At 74.8% G+C, this 19,005-nt stretch carries 15 protein-coding genes and 1 riboswitch; of the genes, 7 read left to right on the plus strand and 8 right to left on the minus strand.

The window, feature by feature from the left end:
- Nucleotides 1-66 precede the first annotated feature (66 nt).
- A complete protein-coding gene (locus AC07A4_RS07065) occupies nt 67-333 on the minus strand; it encodes a hypothetical protein (RefSeq protein WP_478594066.1) in 267 nt (88 codons plus the stop codon).
- 407 nt (nt 334-740) lie between these two features.
- On the opposite strand from AC07A4_RS07065, the gene AC07A4_RS07070 reads away from it, so the two are divergent.
- Both AC07A4_RS07070 and AC07A4_RS07075 read left to right on the plus strand, forming a co-directional pair.
- Entirely contained in the window at nt 741-1,202 is a 462-nt protein-coding gene (locus AC07A4_RS07070) for a hypothetical protein (protein WP_478594069.1), read from the plus strand.
- Between the two features lie 76 nt (nt 1,203-1,278).
- Nucleotides 1,279-1,908, plus strand: coding sequence for a TetR/AcrR family transcriptional regulator (locus AC07A4_RS07075; RefSeq protein ID WP_478594072.1), 630 nt, complete (start codon nt 1,279-1,281; stop codon nt 1,906-1,908).
- Nucleotides 1,909-1,916: 8 nt separating this feature from the next.
- Here AC07A4_RS07075 and AC07A4_RS07080 read toward each other — a convergent pair whose 3' ends face one another.
- Nucleotides 1,917-2,834, minus strand: a complete 918-nt coding sequence (locus AC07A4_RS07080) for a TIGR03620 family F420-dependent LLM class oxidoreductase (RefSeq protein WP_478594074.1) — start codon at nt 2,832-2,834, stop codon at nt 1,917-1,919.
- A gap of 86 nt (nt 2,835-2,920) precedes the next feature.
- On the opposite strand from AC07A4_RS07080, the gene AC07A4_RS07085 reads away from it, so the two are divergent.
- Entirely contained in the window at nt 2,921-3,484 is a 564-nt protein-coding gene (locus AC07A4_RS07085) for a TetR/AcrR family transcriptional regulator (RefSeq protein WP_478594077.1), read from the plus strand.
- Nucleotides 3,485-3,561: 77 nt separating this feature from the next.
- Here AC07A4_RS07085 and AC07A4_RS07090 read toward each other — a convergent pair whose 3' ends face one another.
- Nucleotides 3,562-4,758: an MFS transporter gene (locus tag AC07A4_RS07090; protein WP_478594080.1), complete on the minus strand. Its 1,197-nt coding sequence runs from the start codon at nt 4,756-4,758 to the stop codon at nt 3,562-3,564.
- Between the two features lie 128 nt (nt 4,759-4,886).
- Nucleotides 4,887-8,111, minus strand: coding sequence for a bifunctional cytochrome P450/NADPH--P450 reductase (locus AC07A4_RS07095; protein ID WP_478594083.1), 3,225 nt, complete (start codon nt 8,109-8,111; stop codon nt 4,887-4,889).
- A 275-nt stretch (nt 8,112-8,386) separates the two neighbouring features.
- On the opposite strand from AC07A4_RS07095, the gene AC07A4_RS07100 reads away from it, so the two are divergent.
- Nucleotides 8,387-9,691, plus strand: coding sequence for a lipase (locus AC07A4_RS07100; RefSeq protein ID WP_478594085.1), 1,305 nt, complete (start codon nt 8,387-8,389; stop codon nt 9,689-9,691).
- Nucleotides 9,692-9,797: 106 nt separating this feature from the next.
- Here AC07A4_RS07100 and AC07A4_RS07105 read toward each other — a convergent pair whose 3' ends face one another.
- Both AC07A4_RS07105 and AC07A4_RS07110 read right to left on the minus strand, forming a co-directional pair.
- Nucleotides 9,798-10,046 (minus strand): hypothetical protein, encoded by a 249-nt coding sequence (locus AC07A4_RS07105; protein WP_478594088.1) that lies wholly within the window; start codon nt 10,044-10,046, stop codon nt 9,798-9,800.
- A 57-nt stretch (nt 10,047-10,103) separates the two neighbouring features.
- Nucleotides 10,104-11,213, minus strand: coding sequence for an RNA-guided endonuclease InsQ/TnpB family protein (locus AC07A4_RS07110; RefSeq protein WP_478594091.1), 1,110 nt, complete (start codon nt 11,211-11,213; stop codon nt 10,104-10,106).
- Nucleotides 11,214-11,537: 324 nt separating this feature from the next.
- On the opposite strand from AC07A4_RS07110, the gene AC07A4_RS07115 reads away from it, so the two are divergent.
- Nucleotides 11,538-12,986 carry an outer membrane protein assembly factor BamB family protein gene (locus AC07A4_RS07115; protein ID WP_478594094.1) on the plus strand — a complete coding sequence of 483 codons (1,449 nt, stop codon included), beginning with the start codon at nt 11,538-11,540 and terminating at the stop codon, nt 12,984-12,986.
- A gap of 12 nt (nt 12,987-12,998) precedes the next feature.
- On the opposite strand, the gene AC07A4_RS07120 is transcribed toward AC07A4_RS07115, so the two are convergent.
- Nucleotides 12,999-14,570, minus strand: coding sequence for an FAD-dependent monooxygenase (locus AC07A4_RS07120; protein WP_478594097.1), 1,572 nt, complete (start codon nt 14,568-14,570; stop codon nt 12,999-13,001).
- Nucleotides 14,571-14,753: 183 nt separating this feature from the next.
- A complete protein-coding gene (locus AC07A4_RS07125; RefSeq protein ID WP_478594100.1) occupies nt 14,754-16,295 on the minus strand; it encodes a carboxylesterase/lipase family protein in 1,542 nt (513 codons plus the stop codon).
- Between the two features lie 370 nt (nt 16,296-16,665).
- Between AC07A4_RS07125 and AC07A4_RS07130 the strand changes: the two genes are divergently transcribed.
- Nucleotides 16,666-17,847: a trypsin-like serine peptidase gene (locus tag AC07A4_RS07130; RefSeq protein ID WP_478594103.1), complete on the plus strand. Its 1,182-nt coding sequence runs from the start codon at nt 16,666-16,668 to the stop codon at nt 17,845-17,847.
- A 126-nt stretch (nt 17,848-17,973) separates the two neighbouring features.
- Nucleotides 17,974-18,060: riboswitch (ZMP/ZTP riboswitch) on the plus strand.
- Between the two features lie 20 nt (nt 18,061-18,080).
- Entirely contained in the window at nt 18,081-18,983 is a 903-nt protein-coding gene (locus tag AC07A4_RS07135) for a bifunctional 5,10-methylenetetrahydrofolate dehydrogenase/5,10-methenyltetrahydrofolate cyclohydrolase (protein ID WP_478594106.1), read from the plus strand.
- The last annotated feature ends 22 nt before the right edge of the window (nt 18,984-19,005 follow it).

Genomic DNA, 19,005 nt, shown 5'->3' on the forward strand with positions numbered 1-19,005 from the left:
CCGCTGTCGTCGCTGTCGTCGTACGAGACACACGCCGGACGCCGCGTCACGGCCGGCGGCGGGCGGTCAGTGCTTCCCGCGGCGCCACACCAGCCACACGGCGGCGACGGCCACGGGCACGAGCAGGGCGACGCGATGGCCGCGCGCCACCGCCGCGCCCTTGGCCGCCGTGTCCTTCACCGGCTCGGGCACCTTGTCCTGAACGGTGTGGGCCGCGTCGGCGGCCTTCGCCATCAGTTCGTCGGCCTTGACGGCGGTGTGCTCCTTGAGCGCACCCGCCTTGCTCACCGTCTGCTCCTTGAGTTCCCCGGCCTTGGCCGTCGTCCGTCCCATCGCCTCACGCGCCTCCTTCTGCATCGCCTCTCATCCCCTTCGTCGCCGGTCGCGTCCGTTCACTCTGCGACAGCGGGTGCCCCGAGGCGTGCGCCGCTAACCCGGTGGCGCTCCCCCGCGCTCCGGGCGGCCGACGCACGGCGGAACGACGGCCGGGAGGGGGCTCGCCGTGAGGGCGGATCGTACGAATCGCGCGGGCCCGGGTCGTCCGTCCCGCGTATCCCGTCCCGGACAAGCCCTGTTCGGCCCGGGTTGGCCGAGGACCGCCCTAGGCCCGGCGCGCGCGCCGCTCTACCGTTCCCCCTTGGCCCCAGACTCCGGCCGTCGCTGTAGACGTGTGGCCGCGCGCGGGCGTCGACCCGGCCCGCCGCCCGACCCCCTGGCCCGACCCGCCGCTGGAGGCCGGTATGCCGTCCGCCGTCCGTCGTCCGGTGGATCCGCGGCGCGACCGGCGCCCCCTCCTGCCGTCGCTGTGCCTCACCGTCGAGGCCGAGCGCGCCCCGCGCACCCGGGTGCTGCTGGGCGAGGCCGCGTACAGCCTGCTCACCGCGATCGGCGCCCCGCCCGCGCTGGCGCGGCGCGCGGCGGACGCGACGCGGCTCGGCGCCGACTACGTGGCCGGGCGGAGCGAGCGGCCCCGTTGCCGCCTGTGGATCCACACGGACGCGAAGGGCGTCACCGTGACCGTCACCGACTACACGGGAACCGGCGCGGCCCGCGAACCCGCCTGGCTCGCGGTCCCGCCCGCGGCTCCTGAGCCGGAGCCGGGCGACAGGTGTTCCGGCCACACCATGACCCCGCACCGCACCGCCGAGGGGCACATCCGCCTCGTCTGCCGCACCCCCTTGGCGGTGGGGGGCGCCCAGTGAACTCCTCGGCGCCCGGCCGGGCCCAGCGATGCGCTTACGCGACTTGATCGGTTGACTTAGTCGCTATAATCCAGCCATGGCCCATGTGACCGCGGCGGAGCGCCGCCCCCAGCTGATCAATGCCGCCATCGCCCTGATGACCCGGGAGGGGGTCGCCGCCGGGAGCACCCGCGCGATCGCCGCGGAACTCGGTGTCGCCCAGGCGACGGTGCACTACACCTTCGGCACCAAGGAGGACCTCTACGAGGCCGTCATGCGGCAGCTCACCGCGGACGTGACCAGGCAGGTCAAGGCGGCCGCGCCCGCCGACGCCGGTTTCGAGGAGACCCTCGCCGCGATGGCCGCCGCCCTGTGGCGCTCCGTGCGCGAGCAGCCCGCGACCCATCAGCTGCTCACCGAGCTGTCCCTGTTCGCGCTGCGCGCGCCCAAACTGCAAGAGGCGCTGGAGAGCCACTACCGCGAAGTCCTCGAGGTGACGGCGCGGATGGTGACCGAGGCGGCCGAGCGCGCTGGCCACCAGCTGGCCGTGCCCGCCACGACCCTCGCGCGGTTCTTCCTCGGCTGCTCCGACGGGCTCACGATGCAGCACCTGTCCACGCCGGGCGACGACGAGGAGGCGGCCCTGGCCGACGTGCGGGCCCTGGTGTCCAGCGTCGTGGCCCTGGCGGGCGGCAAGCTCGACCTCGTGACGATGCCCGAGGCCTGAGCCCCGGCTCAGCGCCCCGTGAGAGGGGCGAGGGCCCGCCACTGGTCCAGCGGCAGGGTGCGCGGGTCCGCGGGCAGGGCCTGGAGGCACACGTGGTCGGCGCCCGCCGCCCGGTGGGCGTCCACCCGCCGGGCGATCGCGTCCTCGCCGATCGCCACGAGCGCGTCGACGAGGCGGTCGCTGCCGCCGTCGGCGAAGTCGGCGTCGGCGAAGCCGAGCCGTCGCCAGCTGGCCCGGTAGGGCTCGCCGTGCAGATAGCCCGCGAGGTGGGCGCGGGCCCTGGCCCGCGCCTCGTCGGCGCCGAGCCCCGCGACCACGGCCTGTTCCACGATCAGGGTCCGGTCCGGCCCGATGACGGCCCGGGCGTCGGCCGTGTGCTCCGGTGTGACGAGGTACGAGAACGCTCCGGCCGACCGGTCCCTGGCCAGGGCGAGGGCGCGCGGGCCAAGCGCGGCGAGCACCCGGGGCGGCGCGGGCGCCGGGCCCTCGTCGACCCCGGCGAGGGCCAGGACGGCGTCCGGTTCGTCGAGGCGGTCGAGGTGCTCGCGCAGCGCGGCCAGGGGCCGTTCGTAGCGCAGGCCTAGTACGCCCTCGACCATCCGCGCGTGCGAGGTGCCAAGGCCCAGGACGAACCGGCCGGGATGGGCGTCGAGCAGCGCCCGGGCCTGCGCCCTGACCATGCGGGGATGACGCCCCCAGATCACCGCGATGCCGGTCCCGACGACGAGCGAACGGGTCGCGCCGAGCAGTGTCGCCGCCTCCATGAACGGGTCGCGCACCAGCCCCTCGCTGAGCCACAGCGCGCCGTAGCCGAGCTCCTCGACCTCCGCCGCGGCCTCGGCGGCCGCCGTCGGCGCCCGCAGGTCCATGCCCGGCACCCACAGCCCTACGGCCCCTATCGCCGCCCGCATGGTCTTTCTCTGCATGCTGTCCCTGCCCTACTAGAATCCGGAGTGACACTCCGGAACGTACCGGAGTACCACTCCGTTACGGAAGAGGGGACATCGACGGGATGACGGGCGAACCGAGGCGCAAAGACGCCCGCCGCAACCGGGCCCGCCTGGTCGAGGCGGCGAGCGAGCTGTTCGACGAGGTGGGCACGGACGCGGCGGCGATGAACGACATCGCCCGGCGCGCGGGCGTCGGTCCGGGCACGCTGTGGCGCCACTTCCCCGACAAGGAGGCCCTCATGGCCGAGGTCGTCGGGCAGAGCCTGGACGGTCTTACGAGCCTGGCGGCCGAACTGCTCGACGCCCCGGGCTCGTCGGACTCCCTGTCGCGGTGGGTCACCGCGCTGGTGCGTCACATCACCCGCTACCGGGGCCTCGCCGTCAGCTACGCGCGCGCCGCACGCAACGGCGAAGGCCCTCTGGGTGCCCGCTGCCAGGCCGTCGAGCAGGCCGCCGCCGACCTGCTGGAGCGCGCGCGGCGCCTCGGCCACGTACGGGAGGACCTGACCGCGGCCGAACTCATCCGCCTGGCGACGGCGGTCGCCTGGGTGGGCGAGGCGAGTGCGCCGCCTGACACCACCCCGCGCCTGCTCGACCTGGTCTTCGAGGGCGTGCGGCCCCGCTGACCGGCGGCGGGACACGGCGCGGCCCGCCCTCCCCAAGTCGAGGAGGACGGGCGGGAAGGCGGGCCGCGGGCGGCGGTTCAGCCGGTCTCGGCCAGGGAGGCGGGCGCGGAGGCGCGCTTCCCGGTGGCCGCCGCGGCGGCGACCGCCATTCGCATCAGGGGCAGCGAGGCCACGACGGTGCCGAGCGCCAGGACGGGGCCGAGCGCTCCGGCGCCCGCCCCGCCGAGCAGGGCACCGGCGGCGAGCGGTCCGATGCCGGTGCCCAGGGCGCCCGCGCCGCTCAGGGCCGCGACCAGACGGCCCGTCGGGTCGAGGAGGGCGGCGGCCGCCAGGGTCTGTACCAGGACGGCCAGTTGGCAGGCCTGCCAGAGGACCGCGGCGGCGACGAAGACCACCGGGTCGCCGGTGAGGATCAGGGCCGCCATCGCCAGGGCCTGCGCCGTCACGAAGGCGGCAAGGGATCGCATGCGGCCGAAGCGGCGCGCGGCGGCGGGCCCCGCCACCGCGCCCGCCAGGGCCACGACGCCGGACACCGCGAGGACGACCGAGAGCGCCCCCTGCGACATGCCGGTGTGCTCGCGCCCAAGGACCGACGCGTAGGTCCACGCGCCCTGGGTGACGGCCCACAGGAGCGCGGTCGCCCCCAGCAGCACCAGCGAGGGCCTCGCCGCGGCCTGGCTTTCCGCCCCGGCCCGCTCGGTGCTCGTACCGCTGGCGGGTCCGTCCGGCAGCCGTCGCACGAGCGGCCAGGCGAGCAGGCAGCACAGCGCCACGACCAGGAAGCCGGAGCCGCCGCCCAGGCCGCGGTTGGCCTGCGGCACCGCCATGATGATCAGGGCCGTCACACAGACCACGCCCGCGATGGTGACGGCGGAGGTCTTGTCGGCGTCGTCGGTGGCGGCGATCGCGGCCGTGGACGCCGCGTACACCGCTCCGGCGCCCGCGCCGAGGACGAGGTTCGCCAGGATCAGGGTCGGTACGTCGCTCGCGGCCATCGCCCCGAGGGAACCGGCACCCATGACGGCCAGGCCGACGCGGGTCAGGCGTACGCGGCCGGGGCCAGCGGCGCGCTTGGCGAGCAGCAGCGTCACGGCCGCGGTGGCCAGGAGGTGGACCGCGGCGACGAGGCCGGAGCCGGAGTCCCCCAGCGCGAACCGCGCGGCGAAGTCGTCGACGAAGACGGGCATCACGTTCGCCCCGCCGTTGCCCAGGGTCACCCCGGCGGTGAGCGCCACGGCCACACCCAGAGTCAGGGCTGCTGCCTTCGATGCCATCAGAGTCCCATCGATAGGAGGGAAGAACAGGGAGGGAGAGGAGGGAGAGGAGAGAGGGAGTAGCGAGCGAGAGAGCGGGGAGGGAGGGGCGGCGGCCCGTGCGGAACGGGCCCCGGGGGCGGGGCTGTTCAGCCCGCCCAGACGTCCTCCACGTACCGGCCGGACTCGACGAGCCCGTTCAGCCAGGCGACGGCCTCGTCGTCGCCCGCGCCGGTGCGCGCGCGGTGCAGGGCCATGAGGGCCTCCCGTACCGCGGGCGCCATCCGGCGGCCGTCGCCGCAGACGTGGACCCGGCCGCCCGCCTCCAGGGCGGCCCACACCTCGTCGCCCTCGCGGGCGATGCGGTCCTGGACGTAGCGGGCGCCGTCCTCGGGCGCGCGGGCGAAGGTGGGGCGCATGCTGACGGCTCCGGCGGCCTGGGCCCGCTCGAACTCCTCGCGGTGGAGGTAGTCGACGTCCGGGTGGTCGCAGCCGAAGTAGCACAGCAGGGTGCCGGTGGAGCCGGTGTGCAGGCGGTCGAGTACGGCGCCGCGGAAGGGCGCGAGGCCGGTGCCCGCGCTGACCAGGACGACCGGGGTCGTGTCGTCCTCGGGCAGCCGGAAGGCCGCGGCGCACGGCAGCACCCGGGCCTGGACGGTGTCCCCGGCCCGCAGGGTCTGGGCGTATCCGGACGCGATGCCGTGGAAGGTGCCGTCGCCCGCGCGGTGGGGCGCGGCGAGCAGCGAGACCATCAGCTCCACCTCGCCGGGCAGGGCCCGCGCGGAGGAGGAGATCGAGTAGTGGCGCGGGCGAAGGACCGGGAGCAGTTCCAGGAAGCGGGTGAAGGGCAGTTCGCAGGCGCGGTAGCGCTCCAGGAGGTCGAGGACGCCGAGCCCGGCGGCGGTGACCCGCTCGCGGAAGGTGTCGGCGTCCGCCGCGGCGAGCTCGGCCAGGGGGCGGCGCTCGGGCGGGCACGCGGTGTGCTCGGCGAGGACGGCGACCTGCGCGGGCGTCGCCGGGTCCTGGAGTTCCACGAAGTCGGTCAGCAGGCGGCGCAGGGTCAGGGGCCGGTCGACGGGCAGGGTGCCCCGGCCGCGGCGGCGGGCGCTGAGGCGGACGGTGCGGTCCAGGTCGAGGCCGAACCGGTCGGCGACCCGCTGGACGAGGGGCTCTGGGTTGCGCGGCAGGACGGCCAGGTGGTCGCCGGTGCGGTAGGTGACGCCGTCGGGGAGGCGCAGCCTGAGGTAGCGCTTGGAGCGGCCCAGCAGGTGCTCCATGTCGACGAGTTCGCGCGTCTCGAGGACCTCCATGGCCTGGACGCCGTGGCGGGCGGCGAGCTCGCCGGTGACGGAGTGGGCCGCGTCCTGGAGTTCGTACAGGCCCTGCTCCTCCTCGGGTTCGGGCCGCGCGGCCTCCTCGGTGGCGGTGCCGTACTGGTCGAGCAGGGCCGTCCACAGCTCGGCGGTCCAGCGGTCCACCGTGCCCGCGAAGTCGCCGGAGGCGTCGGCGGCGCCGCGCTCCAGGAGCGGGGTGGCGCCGGCCGCGCGGAGCCACTGGTCGATGAGGGTCGGCACGTGCTGGTAGGTGGCGGCCCAGTTGCGGTCGCCGACGCCGAGGACGGCGTAGCGCAGTCCTTCGAGGGCGCCGGGCGCGAGGCCTTCCAGCCAGCTGACGAACTCGGCGGCGTCGTCGGTGGGGCGGCCGTTGTAGGAGGCGGCGACGATGACCAGGGGGCCTTCGGCGGGGTCGAGGCGGCCCGCGCGGTCGTTGAGGGGGGCGACGGTGGCGCGGAAGCCGTGGGTGTCGCCGTCGGCGGCGAGGTCCCTGGCGAGGCCCGCGCAGGTGCCGAGGTTGGAGCCGTGGAGGAGGGTCAGGGCGGTCGCGGGGGCGCGGCGGGCCGTGGGCCGCTCGCGCTCGGCGGGCGCGCCGCTCGCGGCGGCGGGCAGGCGGCGTTCGCCGGTGGTGCGGCGGGCGAGCTTCAGGGTGAACGCGTCGGGCTTGATGGTGAGGGACTGCTTGATGGTGAGTTCGTAGTCGGCGTGGTCGACCAGGCGGTAGCGGTGGACAAGGAGGCCGAGCAGGAGCGTGGCCTCGTGGAGCGCGAACTGCCGCCCGATGCAGGCACGTTCGCCGCTGCCGAACGGCTTGAAGAGGTGGACGGGCCGGGCGGCCTCGCGTTCGGGCGTGAACCGGTCGGGGTCGAAGAGCCCGGTGTTCTCGCCCCAGGCGGGGTCGCGGTGCAGGGCCGGGGTGAGCACAAGGAGCGTCTCGCCCGCGCGCACCCGGTAGGCGCCGCCGATGACGGTGTCCTCGATGGGCTCCACGGCGAAGGCGGGCGCGGTCGGCCACAGGCGCAGGCTCTCGTTGAGCACCTGGCGGATGTACGTCAGCTTGCCGACGTCGCCGTACGCGGGGTCGGGCGCCTCCGTGTCGCCCCACAGCGCGTCCACCTCCGCCTGGGCGCGGGCCAGGACTTCGGGGTGCTTGGTCAGGTAGTACAGGGCGAACGACAGGGCGCCGCTGGTGGTCTCGTGTCCGGCGATGAGGAACGTGATCACCTGGTTGCGGATGTTCACGTCGTCCAGCGGCTCGCCGGTGGCGGCGTCGCGGGTGTGGAGCATCCGGCCGAGCAGGTCGTCGGTGCTGGTGTCGCCCGAGGCGCGGCGCTGCCGGATCACGTCGTCGACCAGGTCCGTCATGAGCGCGGCGTCCTCGCGGAAGCGCTCGGCCTGCTTCCACTTGAACACCTCCGTGCCCGGGATCGACTCGCCCTTGGCCTGGGTGAAGGCCAGGGCGCGCGACATGGCGTCCACGAAGGGGTGCTGTGCCTCGCCGCGGAAGGACGTGAAGTCGTAGCCGAAGCCGCACAGGCCGATGGTGTCGAAGGTCAGCCGGGTCATGTCCTCGGGCACGTCCACCGGGGTCTGGCCGGCGGCCCGGTCCCACTTGGCGATCAGGGAGCGGGCGACGTCGAGCATCGTGGCGTGGTAGCCGCGCATGGCGCCGAGCGAGAACGCGGGCATCAGGATGTCGTGCGCCTTGCGCCAGTTGGCCTCGTGGTGAAAGGCGGTGAACAGGCCGTCCCCGGCGAGCTGCCGGATCTCGACGAGGTCGTCGTGCACGTTCTTGCGGAACCGGGTCTCGTCCGCCAGCTCGGTCACCAGGTCGAGGCCGCCGACGACCACGGTGTCGGTGCCGAAGGCGCGGACGCGGAACACCGGGCCCAGCTCCTTGACCTCCTTCATCAGGTGGAGGAGGCCGTCGGCGCCACTCGGGATGGAGAGGGCGTGGCCGATCAGGGGCAGCGCGGGGCGCTCCGGGATCGCGCGGCCCTTCGCCTCGAACGCGGGGGTCTGAGTGGAGGTGTCAGTCATGACCGTGCCTTTCGTCTCCGCACCAGCAGTCGCTTGACCATGAAGATACGCATGACTTTGTCACCTGACAATGTCGCCTGACTGTGTCGTGAGACACGATCGCTTGACGCAACCTCAAGGGCGCGGGTGGCGTCACGGGTTGGCGCGCTGGCGCCCCGAGCGCGGACGGTGCACCTGCCGCCACCCCGAACCGGGTGGAAGCCCCACTGCGCACGGCACCCCCGCCGGGGCACGCTGAGGCCCCACCTCCCTTCGGACAGGAGCAACGACGCCTCATGCGCACCCACTTGGCCACCGCGGCCTGCGCGGCACTGCTGGCGGTCGGCGCGAGCACCGCCACGGCGCTGACCCCGGCGGCCGCGCTCGCGCCCACCGCGCCCGCCGCCTCCGCCTCCGCCTCCGCCGCACAGTCCGCCGAGCACGGCCGCCGCGGCACGCTCGTCTCCGCCGAACGCCTCTACACGCTGGACGGCCGCGCGGACGCCGCCGCCGAGCTGACCGCGGCCGGGTTCGACCCCCGCGCGGCCCGGTACGGCGTGGACGCGTACCGGCTGGTGTACCGGACCGTCGACGCGTACGGACGTCCGACCACCGCCAGCGGTCTGCTCGCGCTGCCCCGCACCCGCCAACGCGCCCTGCACCCCGTCTCCTTCACGCACGGCACCGGGATCCACAAGGAGGACGCGCCGTCGACGCGGCGCGGGAAGTTCGTCAGCGCGCCGACGATCAGTTACGCGACGGCCGGTTTCGCCGGGATCGCGCCCGACTACCTCGGCATGGGCACCGGCCCCGGCCACCACCCCTGGATGGACGTCCCCTCGGAGACGACGGCGGCCCTCGACATGCTGCGCGCCGCCCGCGCCTTCGCGCCGCGCGCCGGTCACACCCTGCGGCGGGACGTCCTGGCCACCGGCTTCTCCCAGGGCGCCTCCGCCGCCCTCGGCCTAGGCCGGGCCCTCCAGGCGGGCGAGGACCGCTGGTTCCGTGCGGGCGCCCTTGCCCCGGTGAGCGGGGCGTACGACTTCGCGGGCACCGAACTTCCGGCCCTGTTCGACGCGCGGCGGGTGAGGCCCGACTACGGCACGGTGTACGCCGCGTACGCGCTCGTGACGATCCAGCGGCAGCACGGCGGCGTGTACGCGGACCCGTCCGAGGTGTTCCAGGGGCCCTACTCCGACCGCGTCGAGGAACTGTTCGACGGCGCGCACACCGGCCAGGAGATGATGGCGGGGCTTCCCGGCAGCCCCGACGAACTGCTGACCGAGCGGGGCCGCCAGCTCCTCAAGGCACCCACGGGCTCGTTCGCCCGGGCGGTGCGGGCGATGGGCGACGTGTGCGCGGCCTGGACCCCACGGGTGCCGACGCGGCTCTACATGGCGACCGGTGACGAACAGGCCGTCGTGGAGAACACCGCCTGGTGCCAGGCCCGGTGGGCGGCGAAGGGGGTGGACGCACCCGTCGTCGACCTCGGCGCGGTGGACTACGAGAAGTCCCGGCACCTCGGCTCCAGCGTCGCCGCCACCACGGCCACGATCGACTGGTTCCGGTCCCTGACCGCGCGGGGCGACAAGGTGGGATAGCTCCACCGGTGTCCCCGCCGCCGCTCGTCCCGTCCCACCGGATCAGGTCCGCCCCCGTGCCCAAGACGGCACAATGGCTGCTCCTTGGCCGTGGTGTGACGTGTCATCAGGGGGTGTTGTGCGGGCAGGTGAGCTGCTGGCCGGGCGCTACCGGCTCGACGACCGGCTCGGGCGCGGGGGCATGGGAGAGGTGTGGCGGGGGTTCGACCTCTCCCTGGACCGCGCCGTCGCCGTCAAGCTCCTCCTCGACGCGCTCGCCGACGACCACCTCGTGGCCCGCTTCCGCCGTGAGGCGACGATCGGGGCGCGGCTGCAGCACCCCGGCATCACCGTCGTCCACGACGTGGGCCGCCACGACGACCGGCTGTTCCTCGTGGTGACTACTCCCCCTCGTAGACGAGGGGGCTTCTCGCTAGGCCGGTTGGGCTTCGCGACGGGCCAGCCCGGCCCGCAGAACGTTGGAAGCCCCCACGACGTCGGCGTGCGCGGTGTAACCGCAGGCGACGCAGTGAAACTTCTCCTGAGTGGGCCGGTTCTCCGCCGCTATGTGCCCGCATTCGGGGCAGGTGCGGGAGGTGTTGCGGGGGTCCACGGCGATCACGACTCGTCCGGCGCTTTCAGCCTTGGCGTGCAGGACCGCGAGGAACACCCCCCATCCGGCATCGGCAATGCTTCGGTTGAGCCCGGCTTTGGCCGCCGCACCGTTGGAGGCGTAGGCGCCGTCCGGGCCGGGGCGCGGCGCGGGCGTGGCCGACATGTTGCGGATCTTGAGGTCTTCGTGCGCGATCACGTCGTGTTCGACCACCAGGCTGCGCGCGGTCTTGTGCGCGTGGTCCAAACGCTGACGGCGGACCTTGCGGTGCACCGTCGCGACGCGTTCGACGGCCTTGCGGCGGCGCTTGGAGCCGCGCTTGCACCGGGACAGAGCCTGCTGTGCCGTCTCCAGCCTCGCGGCGGCTTTGCGGCCGTGGCGCGGGTTGTCGACATGCGTGCCGTCCGAGGTGGTCAGGAACGAGGCGATCCCGAGATCAATCCCGACCACGGCACCGGTCGCGGGAAGCGGTTCGGGCCGGGCCTGCTTGACCTTGACATGGCCGACGCCCTGAAGCCGGACACGGGTCTGAGACGCGTTGGGCGTGGAGTCCCACCGGCAGCCGTCGCCGTCCCTGGGGAACTCCACCGTGTCGAACCGGCCAACACCGCGAAACCTCGGGTACCCGGGCTTGTCTCCGGATCTGACGCGGCGGAAGAACGCGGCGAACGCCTTGTCCAGGCGGCGCAAGGTCGCCTGCTGCGAGCTGAAGGACCAGCGGCCCTGCCGCTCGGAATCGAACGCCCGGATCTCCTTGAGCTGCGCCGACTGCTGCCCGTACCGGATCGTCGTCTTCGAGTCATGCCGCCAGGCGTCCCGGCGTTCCTGCAAGGCCCCGTTGTAGAGCGAGCAGTGATCCCTCAGCATGTCCACAAGCGCGCCCTCCTGACGCCCCGTGGGACGCAGCAGGAACTTGTAGGCACGCATCACGCCCCAAGGATCGCAGATATCAGACGTGTTGGCGCCTTCAGCCCTTCGATGCCGCGCACCTCCGGTACGCGGCGAACGATTCGATTCCCCCACCGGCTAAAGCCGGTGGTCCCCTCTAAAGGAATCTGATGGAGCTCGTGGGGCGCCGACCTCACCGGGGCGCTCGCCCGCTCCCCCGGCGGCCTCGCGTCCTGGTCCGAGGCGCGCCCGGAGGAGGCCCGTGAGGTCCTCGCGCACGCCGCCCGCGCCGTCGAACTCGCCGTCCAGGAACGGGTCGCCGAGCTGCGGGAGGCCGCGGCGGCCGCCACGGAGCGCTCCGACCTGGTGGCCGCGGCACGGACGCAGAGCGTGGTGGAACGCGTCCTCGGCCGCACCGAGGGCGAACCCACCGGCGACGCGGACGTGGACCGCCTGCGGCACGGCCTGGCCTCGGCCCGGTCCTCGGTGGAACGGAGCCACGGCAGCGACCGCGCCCGCCTCGCGGCCGCGCGGGAGCGGATCGACGCGGCCCGAGGCCTGACCGACCCGCAGGAGCGCGTCGCCCTGCTCGTGGAGATCGCGATGGGCCTGATCGCGTTCGGCACGCGGCCGCTTCCGGAGGCGGAGCCCTCGCGCGTGCCGCCCCCGCCGCACGAGGCCCTGACCCTGTCGGCGCCGCCCGCGCCCCGCCCCTCGCCCCGCGCCCGCCGGGCGGCCCCCGGCGCCGAGGTCTGGCACTCGGACATCGCGGGAATCCACGACCTGGCCGCGGCGGGCGACGTCGTGGTGTGGACGCACGACGATCTCGCGGGCGCCCTTGCGGCGTCCTCGGGGCGCGCCCTGTGGACCGCCGCCGAGGACCACGGGGTGCTCGCCCCGCCTGTGGAGGGCGGCCGTGCGCTGCGCTGCGCCGCGGGCCGGGGCCTGGTGTACGTGGCGGTCGGGGGGACACGGGAGCCGGGCGTGCGCGTGGTGGCGCGGGACGCGGGCGACGGCCGCGTGCGCTGGTGGCACGACCTGCCGGACGCCGTGCGCGACCCGGCGGAGAACCCCTTCCTCGTCGACGACGACCTGCTGCTGTACCGCGCCCCGACCTCCCTGACCGCGCTGCACGCCGACACGGGCAGCGTGGTGTGGACCCGCCCGGCGCGGGAACTCCGCCCTGGCGGCGTCGTGGTCGGGCACGGCCGTGTCGCCGTCCTCGACGGCACGCGCCTGCACGGGCTCGACCGCGCCACGGGCAAGCTGTGCTGGACCCGTGCCCGCGCTCCGTCCACCGCGCGGCCCCACGGCGGCGACCTGCTGCACTTCTGGGACGGGGGCACCGTACGGGCGCTCGACGCCAAGACCGGCGACGACGCCTGGAGCCAGGGGCCCTTTGACGGCGTCGCCCAGGGCGCCGCGGCATCGCTGCTCGCCCTGGACCAGGTCTATGTCGCCGCGCGCGTCGCCCGCCGCAAGGGCGACGTGCTCACGGCGCTTGACGCGGCGACCGGCGCGGTCCGCTGGGAGCACCGCGTGATCCGGCACACCGGCTCCCTCTGCTGGCTGGACATCGTGGGCGTCCACGCGGGCTCGGTCGTGGTCAAGGCGAGCTGGGGCGGCGCGGGAAGCGCCTTCCAGCGCGGGCGGCGGCCGCCGTTCCTGCTCGCTCTGGACACCCGGTCCGGCAAGCCCCGGTGGCGCTGGGAGAGCAACGGGATCAGTGGCCGCCCGGGGCTCATCAGCGGCGGTCACGCGGTGCTCCCGAGCCCGCGTGTCACGGCGGTGGCGCTGCCGGGGGACGCTCGGTGACCGGACGCGGCGTCAGGCGGCCGGGGCCGAGGTGAGCGCGGCAAGGGCCTGGTGAAGCGCGGCCTCGCTCGCCGGGCAGTCGTGCCAGCGGGCGGCGATGTGTCCGTCGGGCCGCACGAGGAGCGCCCCGCGCGGGTCGGGGTGCGCGCCGGGCAGGGGCTCCACGCGCAGCGGCCAGCGGGCGGCGGTGTGCCGCGCCCAGGACGCGGGGTCGGGAGTGAACAGCGTGAACCACTCGCCGCAGGCGTCGAGCGTGGAGCGGCCGTCGGCGAGCCACCGGTGCGGCATGCGGTGGCCCGGCGCCGCGGTGGGGACGTAGTCCGTGCCCCGGTCGGACCGCTCCGATGGCTCGGGCGGAGCGTGGCCGTCGGCGCGGACGGCGGTGGAGCGGTAGGCGACTCCGAGAACGAGGCCGAGCTGCGCGAAGTACCGGTCGGACCACGGCAGTTCGACGGGGGCAGACGCCGCCCCACCGGCCTGGAGCTGGTCGTGGCGGCGGGTCTGCACCTCGACCATCAGCTGGGTGTTGGCCACGGTCTGGCGGAGCGTCTGGTGCGCGACGGGGTGCCGCTCGGTCTCGTAGCTGTCCAGGAGGCCGGGACCGGCCCACCCGTGGAGCACGCCCGCCAGCTTCCAGCACAGGTTGTGCACGTCGGCGACGCCGGTGTTCATGCCCATGCCGCCGGTGATGGGCAGCGCGTGCGCGGCGTCCCCGGCGAGGAGGACGCGGCCGTGGCGGAAGCGCTCGGCGACGAACGCGTTCATCACCCAGTGCTGGACCCGCACCACGTCGGCCACCGCGCCGGAGTCCGGGCCGATGGCGCGGGTCACGACGCCGGGCCAGTCGACGCGTTCGGGGTCCTCGGGGGTGAGGCCGAACCAGATCCAGCCGCCCTCGGGGTAGACCGGGGCGATCGACCCGTGCGCGGTGAAGTAGACGCCCGCGGGCCTGCGGGCGCACCAGCGGTCGAGGTCGGCGTCGAAGACGACGGTGGTGAAGCTTCCCAGCGCTCCGGGTCCTGTGGTGCCGATGCCGAGGAGCTCGCGGACGGTGGAGTGCGCGCCGTCGGCGGCGAGGACGTAGCGGGCGCGGACGCGGACGCGCTCCCCGCGCGCGTGGTCGACAAGTTCGGCCGTGACGCCCTCGGGGTCGTCCGGGTGCTCGGTCAGGCCGACGAGTTCGACGCCGAAGCGCGTGTCGGTGTCCGCCGCGCCGAGCAGCGTGGGTTCGAGGCGGTCCTGGGAGGTGAGCACGCCGGTCACGGGGCTCTCCGGCACCGGCGCGTTGACGCCGACCATGGCCGCCGTGGCGAAGTCCGGGCCGCTCAGGGTGTCCCGGAAGCGGACGCGCCCGTACTCCGGCGCGAACGCGGCGTCCGTGATCTTCGTGGCGAGCCCGAGCCCGCGGAAGATCTCCATGGAGCGCACGTTGACCAGGCGCGAGCGCGGGAAGGGCGAGAGCTCGCGGCGCTTGTCCACGAGCAGCGCGGGCACGCACCAGCGCTCCAGCAGGGCCCGGGCGGTGAGCCCGACCGGCCCGCCGCCCACGATCAGCACCGCCACCTCGGCGTCCGCTCCAGCCATGTCGCACTCCCCACCTCGGGCCCTGGCGAGCGGTGCGCGCGCCCGGTTCGGGGCGCGGGGGTCACCCGCGCGGTCGTCAGGTCAACTCTCCGCACCCGGTGGGCAGGGCGCAACGTCCGCGCACCCGAGTCCACCCGAACGCGCTCGCCCCGGGCGAACCGCTCCGATGGCGGGGGGCGGCCTTCAGGAGGCGGGCCCCGGGCCCGGTTCCAGGGCCGTGAACTCGTGGTCCGCCCAGATCAGCCGGGACGCCTCCTCGGGGTAGGCGGCGGTGCGCGGTGCGGCGTCGAGGACGCGGGTGAGCCGCTCCTTCGGCCGGTACGGGGCCCAGCCCGGGTCGCCGGTCGCCGCGAACGCCGTCCACGCCTCGCCCATCCGCGCCGAGAGCGCGACGGCCTCGTCCGGCGGCTCCTCGCCCAGGAGCAGCGCGGCGAACTCACCGCTCAGCGTGCCGAACACCAGCGGCACGTCGAGGCCGTGACAGGCGCCGAGCACGCCGCCGAGACCGGGCGCCTCCCAGGTCAGTTCGTACGTGTACGCGGTGCCGCCGCCAGCGGTGTGCGCCTCGGCCAGGTGGAGGCTCGGCATCCGGAACAGCCAGTCGGAGAGGACCAGGTCCCGCAGCGCGGTCGGGTCGGCGCCCGCGGGGCCGCCGCGGTAGGCGCGCCGGGCGGCCTCGCCGGGCGCGTACCACCGCAGGGCGGCCTCGGCCTCCTCCTCGGTGACCTGGCCCAGGCGCCCCGCCAAGGCGGTGAACACCCGGACCTCGTCCCGGGTGTGCCCCACCAGCAGGTCCACGTCGGCGCGGCGCCCTGCGCGGAGCGCCTCCCAGGGCGGGCACGGCAGCACGTCGCCGTCGACCACCGGCGCGAAGGGCATGCGGGCCCGCGCGGCCCGCCCCCAGCGGGGGGCGTGGCCCTCGATCGCGCGCAGGACGGCGTCGGCGGCGTCGCGCAGCTCCCAGGGGTCCGAGCGGGTCACGGCGGCCAGGGTGGGGGCCGCGCGCAGCTCGGCCGCGACGGCGGAGCCGATGTCCGCGGCGAGGGCGGCGCTGTAGAAGGTGCCGGGCACGCTCTGGGCGACGGCCCGGTGGAAGAGCCCGGCCGCGCGGTCCATGGCGAGCAGCGCGGCGACCCCGCCCGCGCCCGCGGACTCCCCGAAGACGGTCACGCGGTCAGGATCGCCGCCGAAGGCCGCGATGTCGTCCCGTACCCAGCGCAGGGCGGCGACCTGGTCGAGCAGGCCGCGGTTGGGCACCGCGCCCTCGAACTGCCCGTAGCCCTCCGCCCCCACCCGGTGGTCGAACGTGACGACCACGGCGCCCCGCCGGGCCAGGCCGCTGCCGGCGTAGGTCGGGCCTTCGCAGCTGCCGATCAGATAGCCGCCGCCGTAGATCCACACCAGTACGGGGAGTCCGGAGCCCGCGGGGTCCGGCGACCAGACGTTCACCGTCAGCCAGTTCCCGGTCCGCTCGGCTGCTTCGGGGCCGCCGGCCAGGCCCCAGGCCCGTGACTGCGGCGAGGCCTCTCCGACGGCGTCGGCGTTCCGGGTGCCTTCCCAGGGGAGCGCGGGCACCGGCGCCGCCAGGCGCAGCGGTCCGACGGGCGGGCGCGCGTACGGGATGCCGCGGAAGACGGCGACGTCGCCGTCCCACTGCCCCCGGACCTTGCCGCGAGCGGTGCGGGCCTCGGGCGCGCGTGGCGGGCGGGAGTCAGAACCTGTCATGCCATGTCCCCTTATCGCGGCGGAAGTTCAGCATAGGGAGGCGTCGTCGCCGGGCGGGCGCACTTCCTCGGCCGGGGCGGCCGCGCCGCCACGAAGCGCGTCCCTTCGGGCTGGTCTCCCCTGGTGCGTCTGTGACCGGCACACGCCTCCCGCATTGTCATGTACAGACCTATCCTGAGTGGTCGTCAGTACCGCCGCACGGCGTCGGTGTCCGACTCCGGAGCCGCCGGAGAGCCGCCGGACACCGAGGCGGCCGTGCGCGGCAGTCCGCCTGAGCCCGACCCGACCGTCCCAGCTCGCTTCAGCCCGACCCCGAACCCTCTCAGCCCGACTCTGGCCCCTCTCGGCCCGACTCCCCAAGGAGACCTCTGTGTTGAAGCGCCTGTTCATGGCCGCCGCCCTGGTGGCCGCGGCCGTCCTGGTGCCCGCCGCGCCGACGACGGCGGGCGGGTCCGCCCCGCCGCGCGCCCAGCCCTCGCCGGTCCCGGCCGTCGGCGAGGAGCGGGCCGTCGACCTCAGACTCGGCTCCTTGGGGAACCGGACGCGGCACGAGATCCGGCACCCCGGAGCGGCGTACGTCAAGGTCCACTTCGCCCGCCTCTCCCTCGCGCCCGGCGACTCCCTGACGGTGGCCGACCCCGCCGGACGCGAGGTGCACACGTACCGCGCCGATCCCACCCGCGGGAAGGCTCCGCGCGGCGACGCGAGCTTCACCCGGCACGGCCGCACCGGCTTCGCCGCGATGTCGGTGGACGGCGACACCGCCGTGGTGACCCTGCACACCCGTCAGGGTCGGGATTCGGCCGCGCGCGTCGACCGCTACTGGCGCGGCTACACCCAGACGGAGATCGACGCCAAGAACCCGGCGAGCACGCGCAGCGTATGCGGCGCCGACGGCCGCCGGGACGCCGTCTGCTACAAGACGAGCCATCCGGCGCAGTACGCCGCGTCGCGCGGCGTGGCCCGCATGCTGAAGAACGGCGGCGGCTGGTGCACGGCCTGGCGCGTGGGCCGGGGCAACCACATGATGTCGAACAACCACTGCGTGAAGACGCAGGCCGAACTCGACACCATCGAGGTGCAGTTCGACTACGACTGCGCCACCTGCGGCGGCAACGACCCGCGCCCCGGGACCAAGGTCGGCGCGAACGCGCTGCTCCGCACCTCGGCGGCGCTTGACTTCTCGCTGTTCAGCGTCGACAACTTCGACCAGGTCACCCCGTTCGGCACGCTGTTCCTGGAGACCCGCGCGCCGGTCATGGGCGAGCAGACCTACATCGCCGGGCACGGCGACACCAAGCCCAAGCGCATATCGATCTACGAGGAGCGCGACGGCGGCGCCCTGTGCGGCGTGCGGAACCCGCAGCTCGGCAGCGAGGACGTCGGGTACAACTGCGACACCTCGGGCGGCAACTCCGGCTCCCCGGTCCTCGCCTCCTCCTCGCACAAGGTGATCGCCCTGCACTGGGGCGGCTCCTGCCCGAACAACGTCGGCACCCGCATGGACAAGATCTACCCGCAGGTCCAGGACCTGATCGACAACCGGCCCTAGCCCCGCACCTGGCGGCCCCCGGCCCGGCGGGAAGCCGGGCCGGGGGCGAGCGGCAGCACGTCCGCGCAGGTCAGCGGCTTCCGGATGGTGCGCCGTCCGGGGGCCCGGCGGGCTCGACTACAGTGTTCGGCGGGCCGTGACTGGCGCTTGGGTGGATCACCACCGGGGAGCGGCCTGACGCAGATGTCGATGCCGTGCGCCTGGGCGACTGGTCCACACGCCTGGAGGCGTCCATGTCCCCCACCCTTTCGACCCCCGCGACCCCTGCGACGGCCACGGCGCGGCTCATGGACGGCACCGCGCTCGCCCGGCGCGTCGCCGAGGAGACCGCGGCGCGCGCCGCGGAGATCACCCGGCGCACCGGCACCGCGCCCTGTCTGGCGACCGTCCTCGTCGGCGAGGACCCCGCCTCCGTCACCTACGTCCGCATGAAGCGGAACCGCTGCGCCAAGGCCGGGATCGTCTCGCGCCACCTGGCGCTGCCCGCCGCGACCACCACCGAGGAGCTCGTCGACACGCTGCGCGCGCTGTCCGAGGACCCCACCGTGCACGGCATCCTGCTCCAGCACCCGGTCGGGGACCACATCGACGAGCGGGCGGCGTTCGAGGCGATAGCGCCCGAGAAGGACGTCGACGGCGTGACCCTGAGCTCCTTCGCGGCGATGAGCTTCGGCCGCCCCGGCTTCGTGTCCTGCACGCCCGGCGGGATCATGCGGCTGCTCGACGCCTACGACGTGGACCTGAGCGGCAAGAACGCCGTCGTCGTGGGCCGCAGCGCGATCCTCGGCAAGCCCGTCGGGATGCTGCTGCTCGGCCGGGACGCCACGGTGACGTACTGCCACTCGCGCACCGCGGACCTGTCGGCGCGCGTGCGCGAGGCCGATGTCGTCGTCGCGGCCGTGGGGCGGCCGCGGCTGATCCGCGGCGAGGACATCAAGCCGGGCGCGGTGGTCGTCGACGCCGGGTACAACCCCGGCAACGTCGGCGACGTCGACTTCGACGGCGCCCTCGGCCGGGCCGGTCTGATCACCCCCGTCCCCGGCGGCGTCGGCCCCATGACCATCGCGGTGCTCCTCGCCCAGACCGTCGAGGCCGCCGAGCGGCAGCTGGGGCTCACCGGCACGCTCCCCAGCTGATCCGCGTCAGGGGAACGCGCGG

This window comes from Streptomyces sp. NPDC043996 (assembly GCF_056435225.1).

Excerpts from the sequence above, each read along its gene's own strand:
- AC07A4_RS07065 (WP_478594066.1), bottom strand. The coding sequence starts at position 333 with ATGGGACGGACGACGGCCAAGGCCGGGGAACTCAAGGAGCAGACGGTG.
- AC07A4_RS07070 (WP_478594069.1), top strand. The coding sequence starts at position 741 with ATGCCGTCCGCCGTCCGTCGTCCGGTGGATCCGCGGCGCGACCGGCGC.
- AC07A4_RS07075 (WP_478594072.1), top strand. The coding sequence starts at position 1,279 with ATGGCCCATGTGACCGCGGCGGAGCGCCGCCCCCAGCTGATCAATGCC.
- AC07A4_RS07080 (WP_478594074.1), bottom strand. The coding sequence starts at position 2,834 with ATGCAGAGAAAGACCATGCGGGCGGCGATAGGGGCCGTAGGGCTGTGG.
- AC07A4_RS07085 (WP_478594077.1), top strand. The coding sequence starts at position 2,921 with ATGACGGGCGAACCGAGGCGCAAAGACGCCCGCCGCAACCGGGCCCGC.
- AC07A4_RS07090 (WP_478594080.1), bottom strand. The coding sequence starts at position 4,758 with ATGGCATCGAAGGCAGCAGCCCTGACTCTGGGTGTGGCCGTGGCGCTC.
- AC07A4_RS07095 (WP_478594083.1), bottom strand. The coding sequence starts at position 8,111 with ATGACTGACACCTCCACTCAGACCCCCGCGTTCGAGGCGAAGGGCCGC.
- AC07A4_RS07100 (WP_478594085.1), top strand. The coding sequence starts at position 8,387 with ATGCGCACCCACTTGGCCACCGCGGCCTGCGCGGCACTGCTGGCGGTC.
- AC07A4_RS07120 (WP_478594097.1), bottom strand. The coding sequence starts at position 14,570 with ATGGCTGGAGCGGACGCCGAGGTGGCGGTGCTGATCGTGGGCGGCGGG.
- AC07A4_RS07125 (WP_478594100.1), bottom strand. The coding sequence starts at position 16,295 with ATGACAGGTTCTGACTCCCGCCCGCCACGCGCGCCCGAGGCCCGCACC.
- AC07A4_RS07135 (WP_478594106.1), top strand. The coding sequence starts at position 18,081 with ATGTCCCCCACCCTTTCGACCCCCGCGACCCCTGCGACGGCCACGGCG.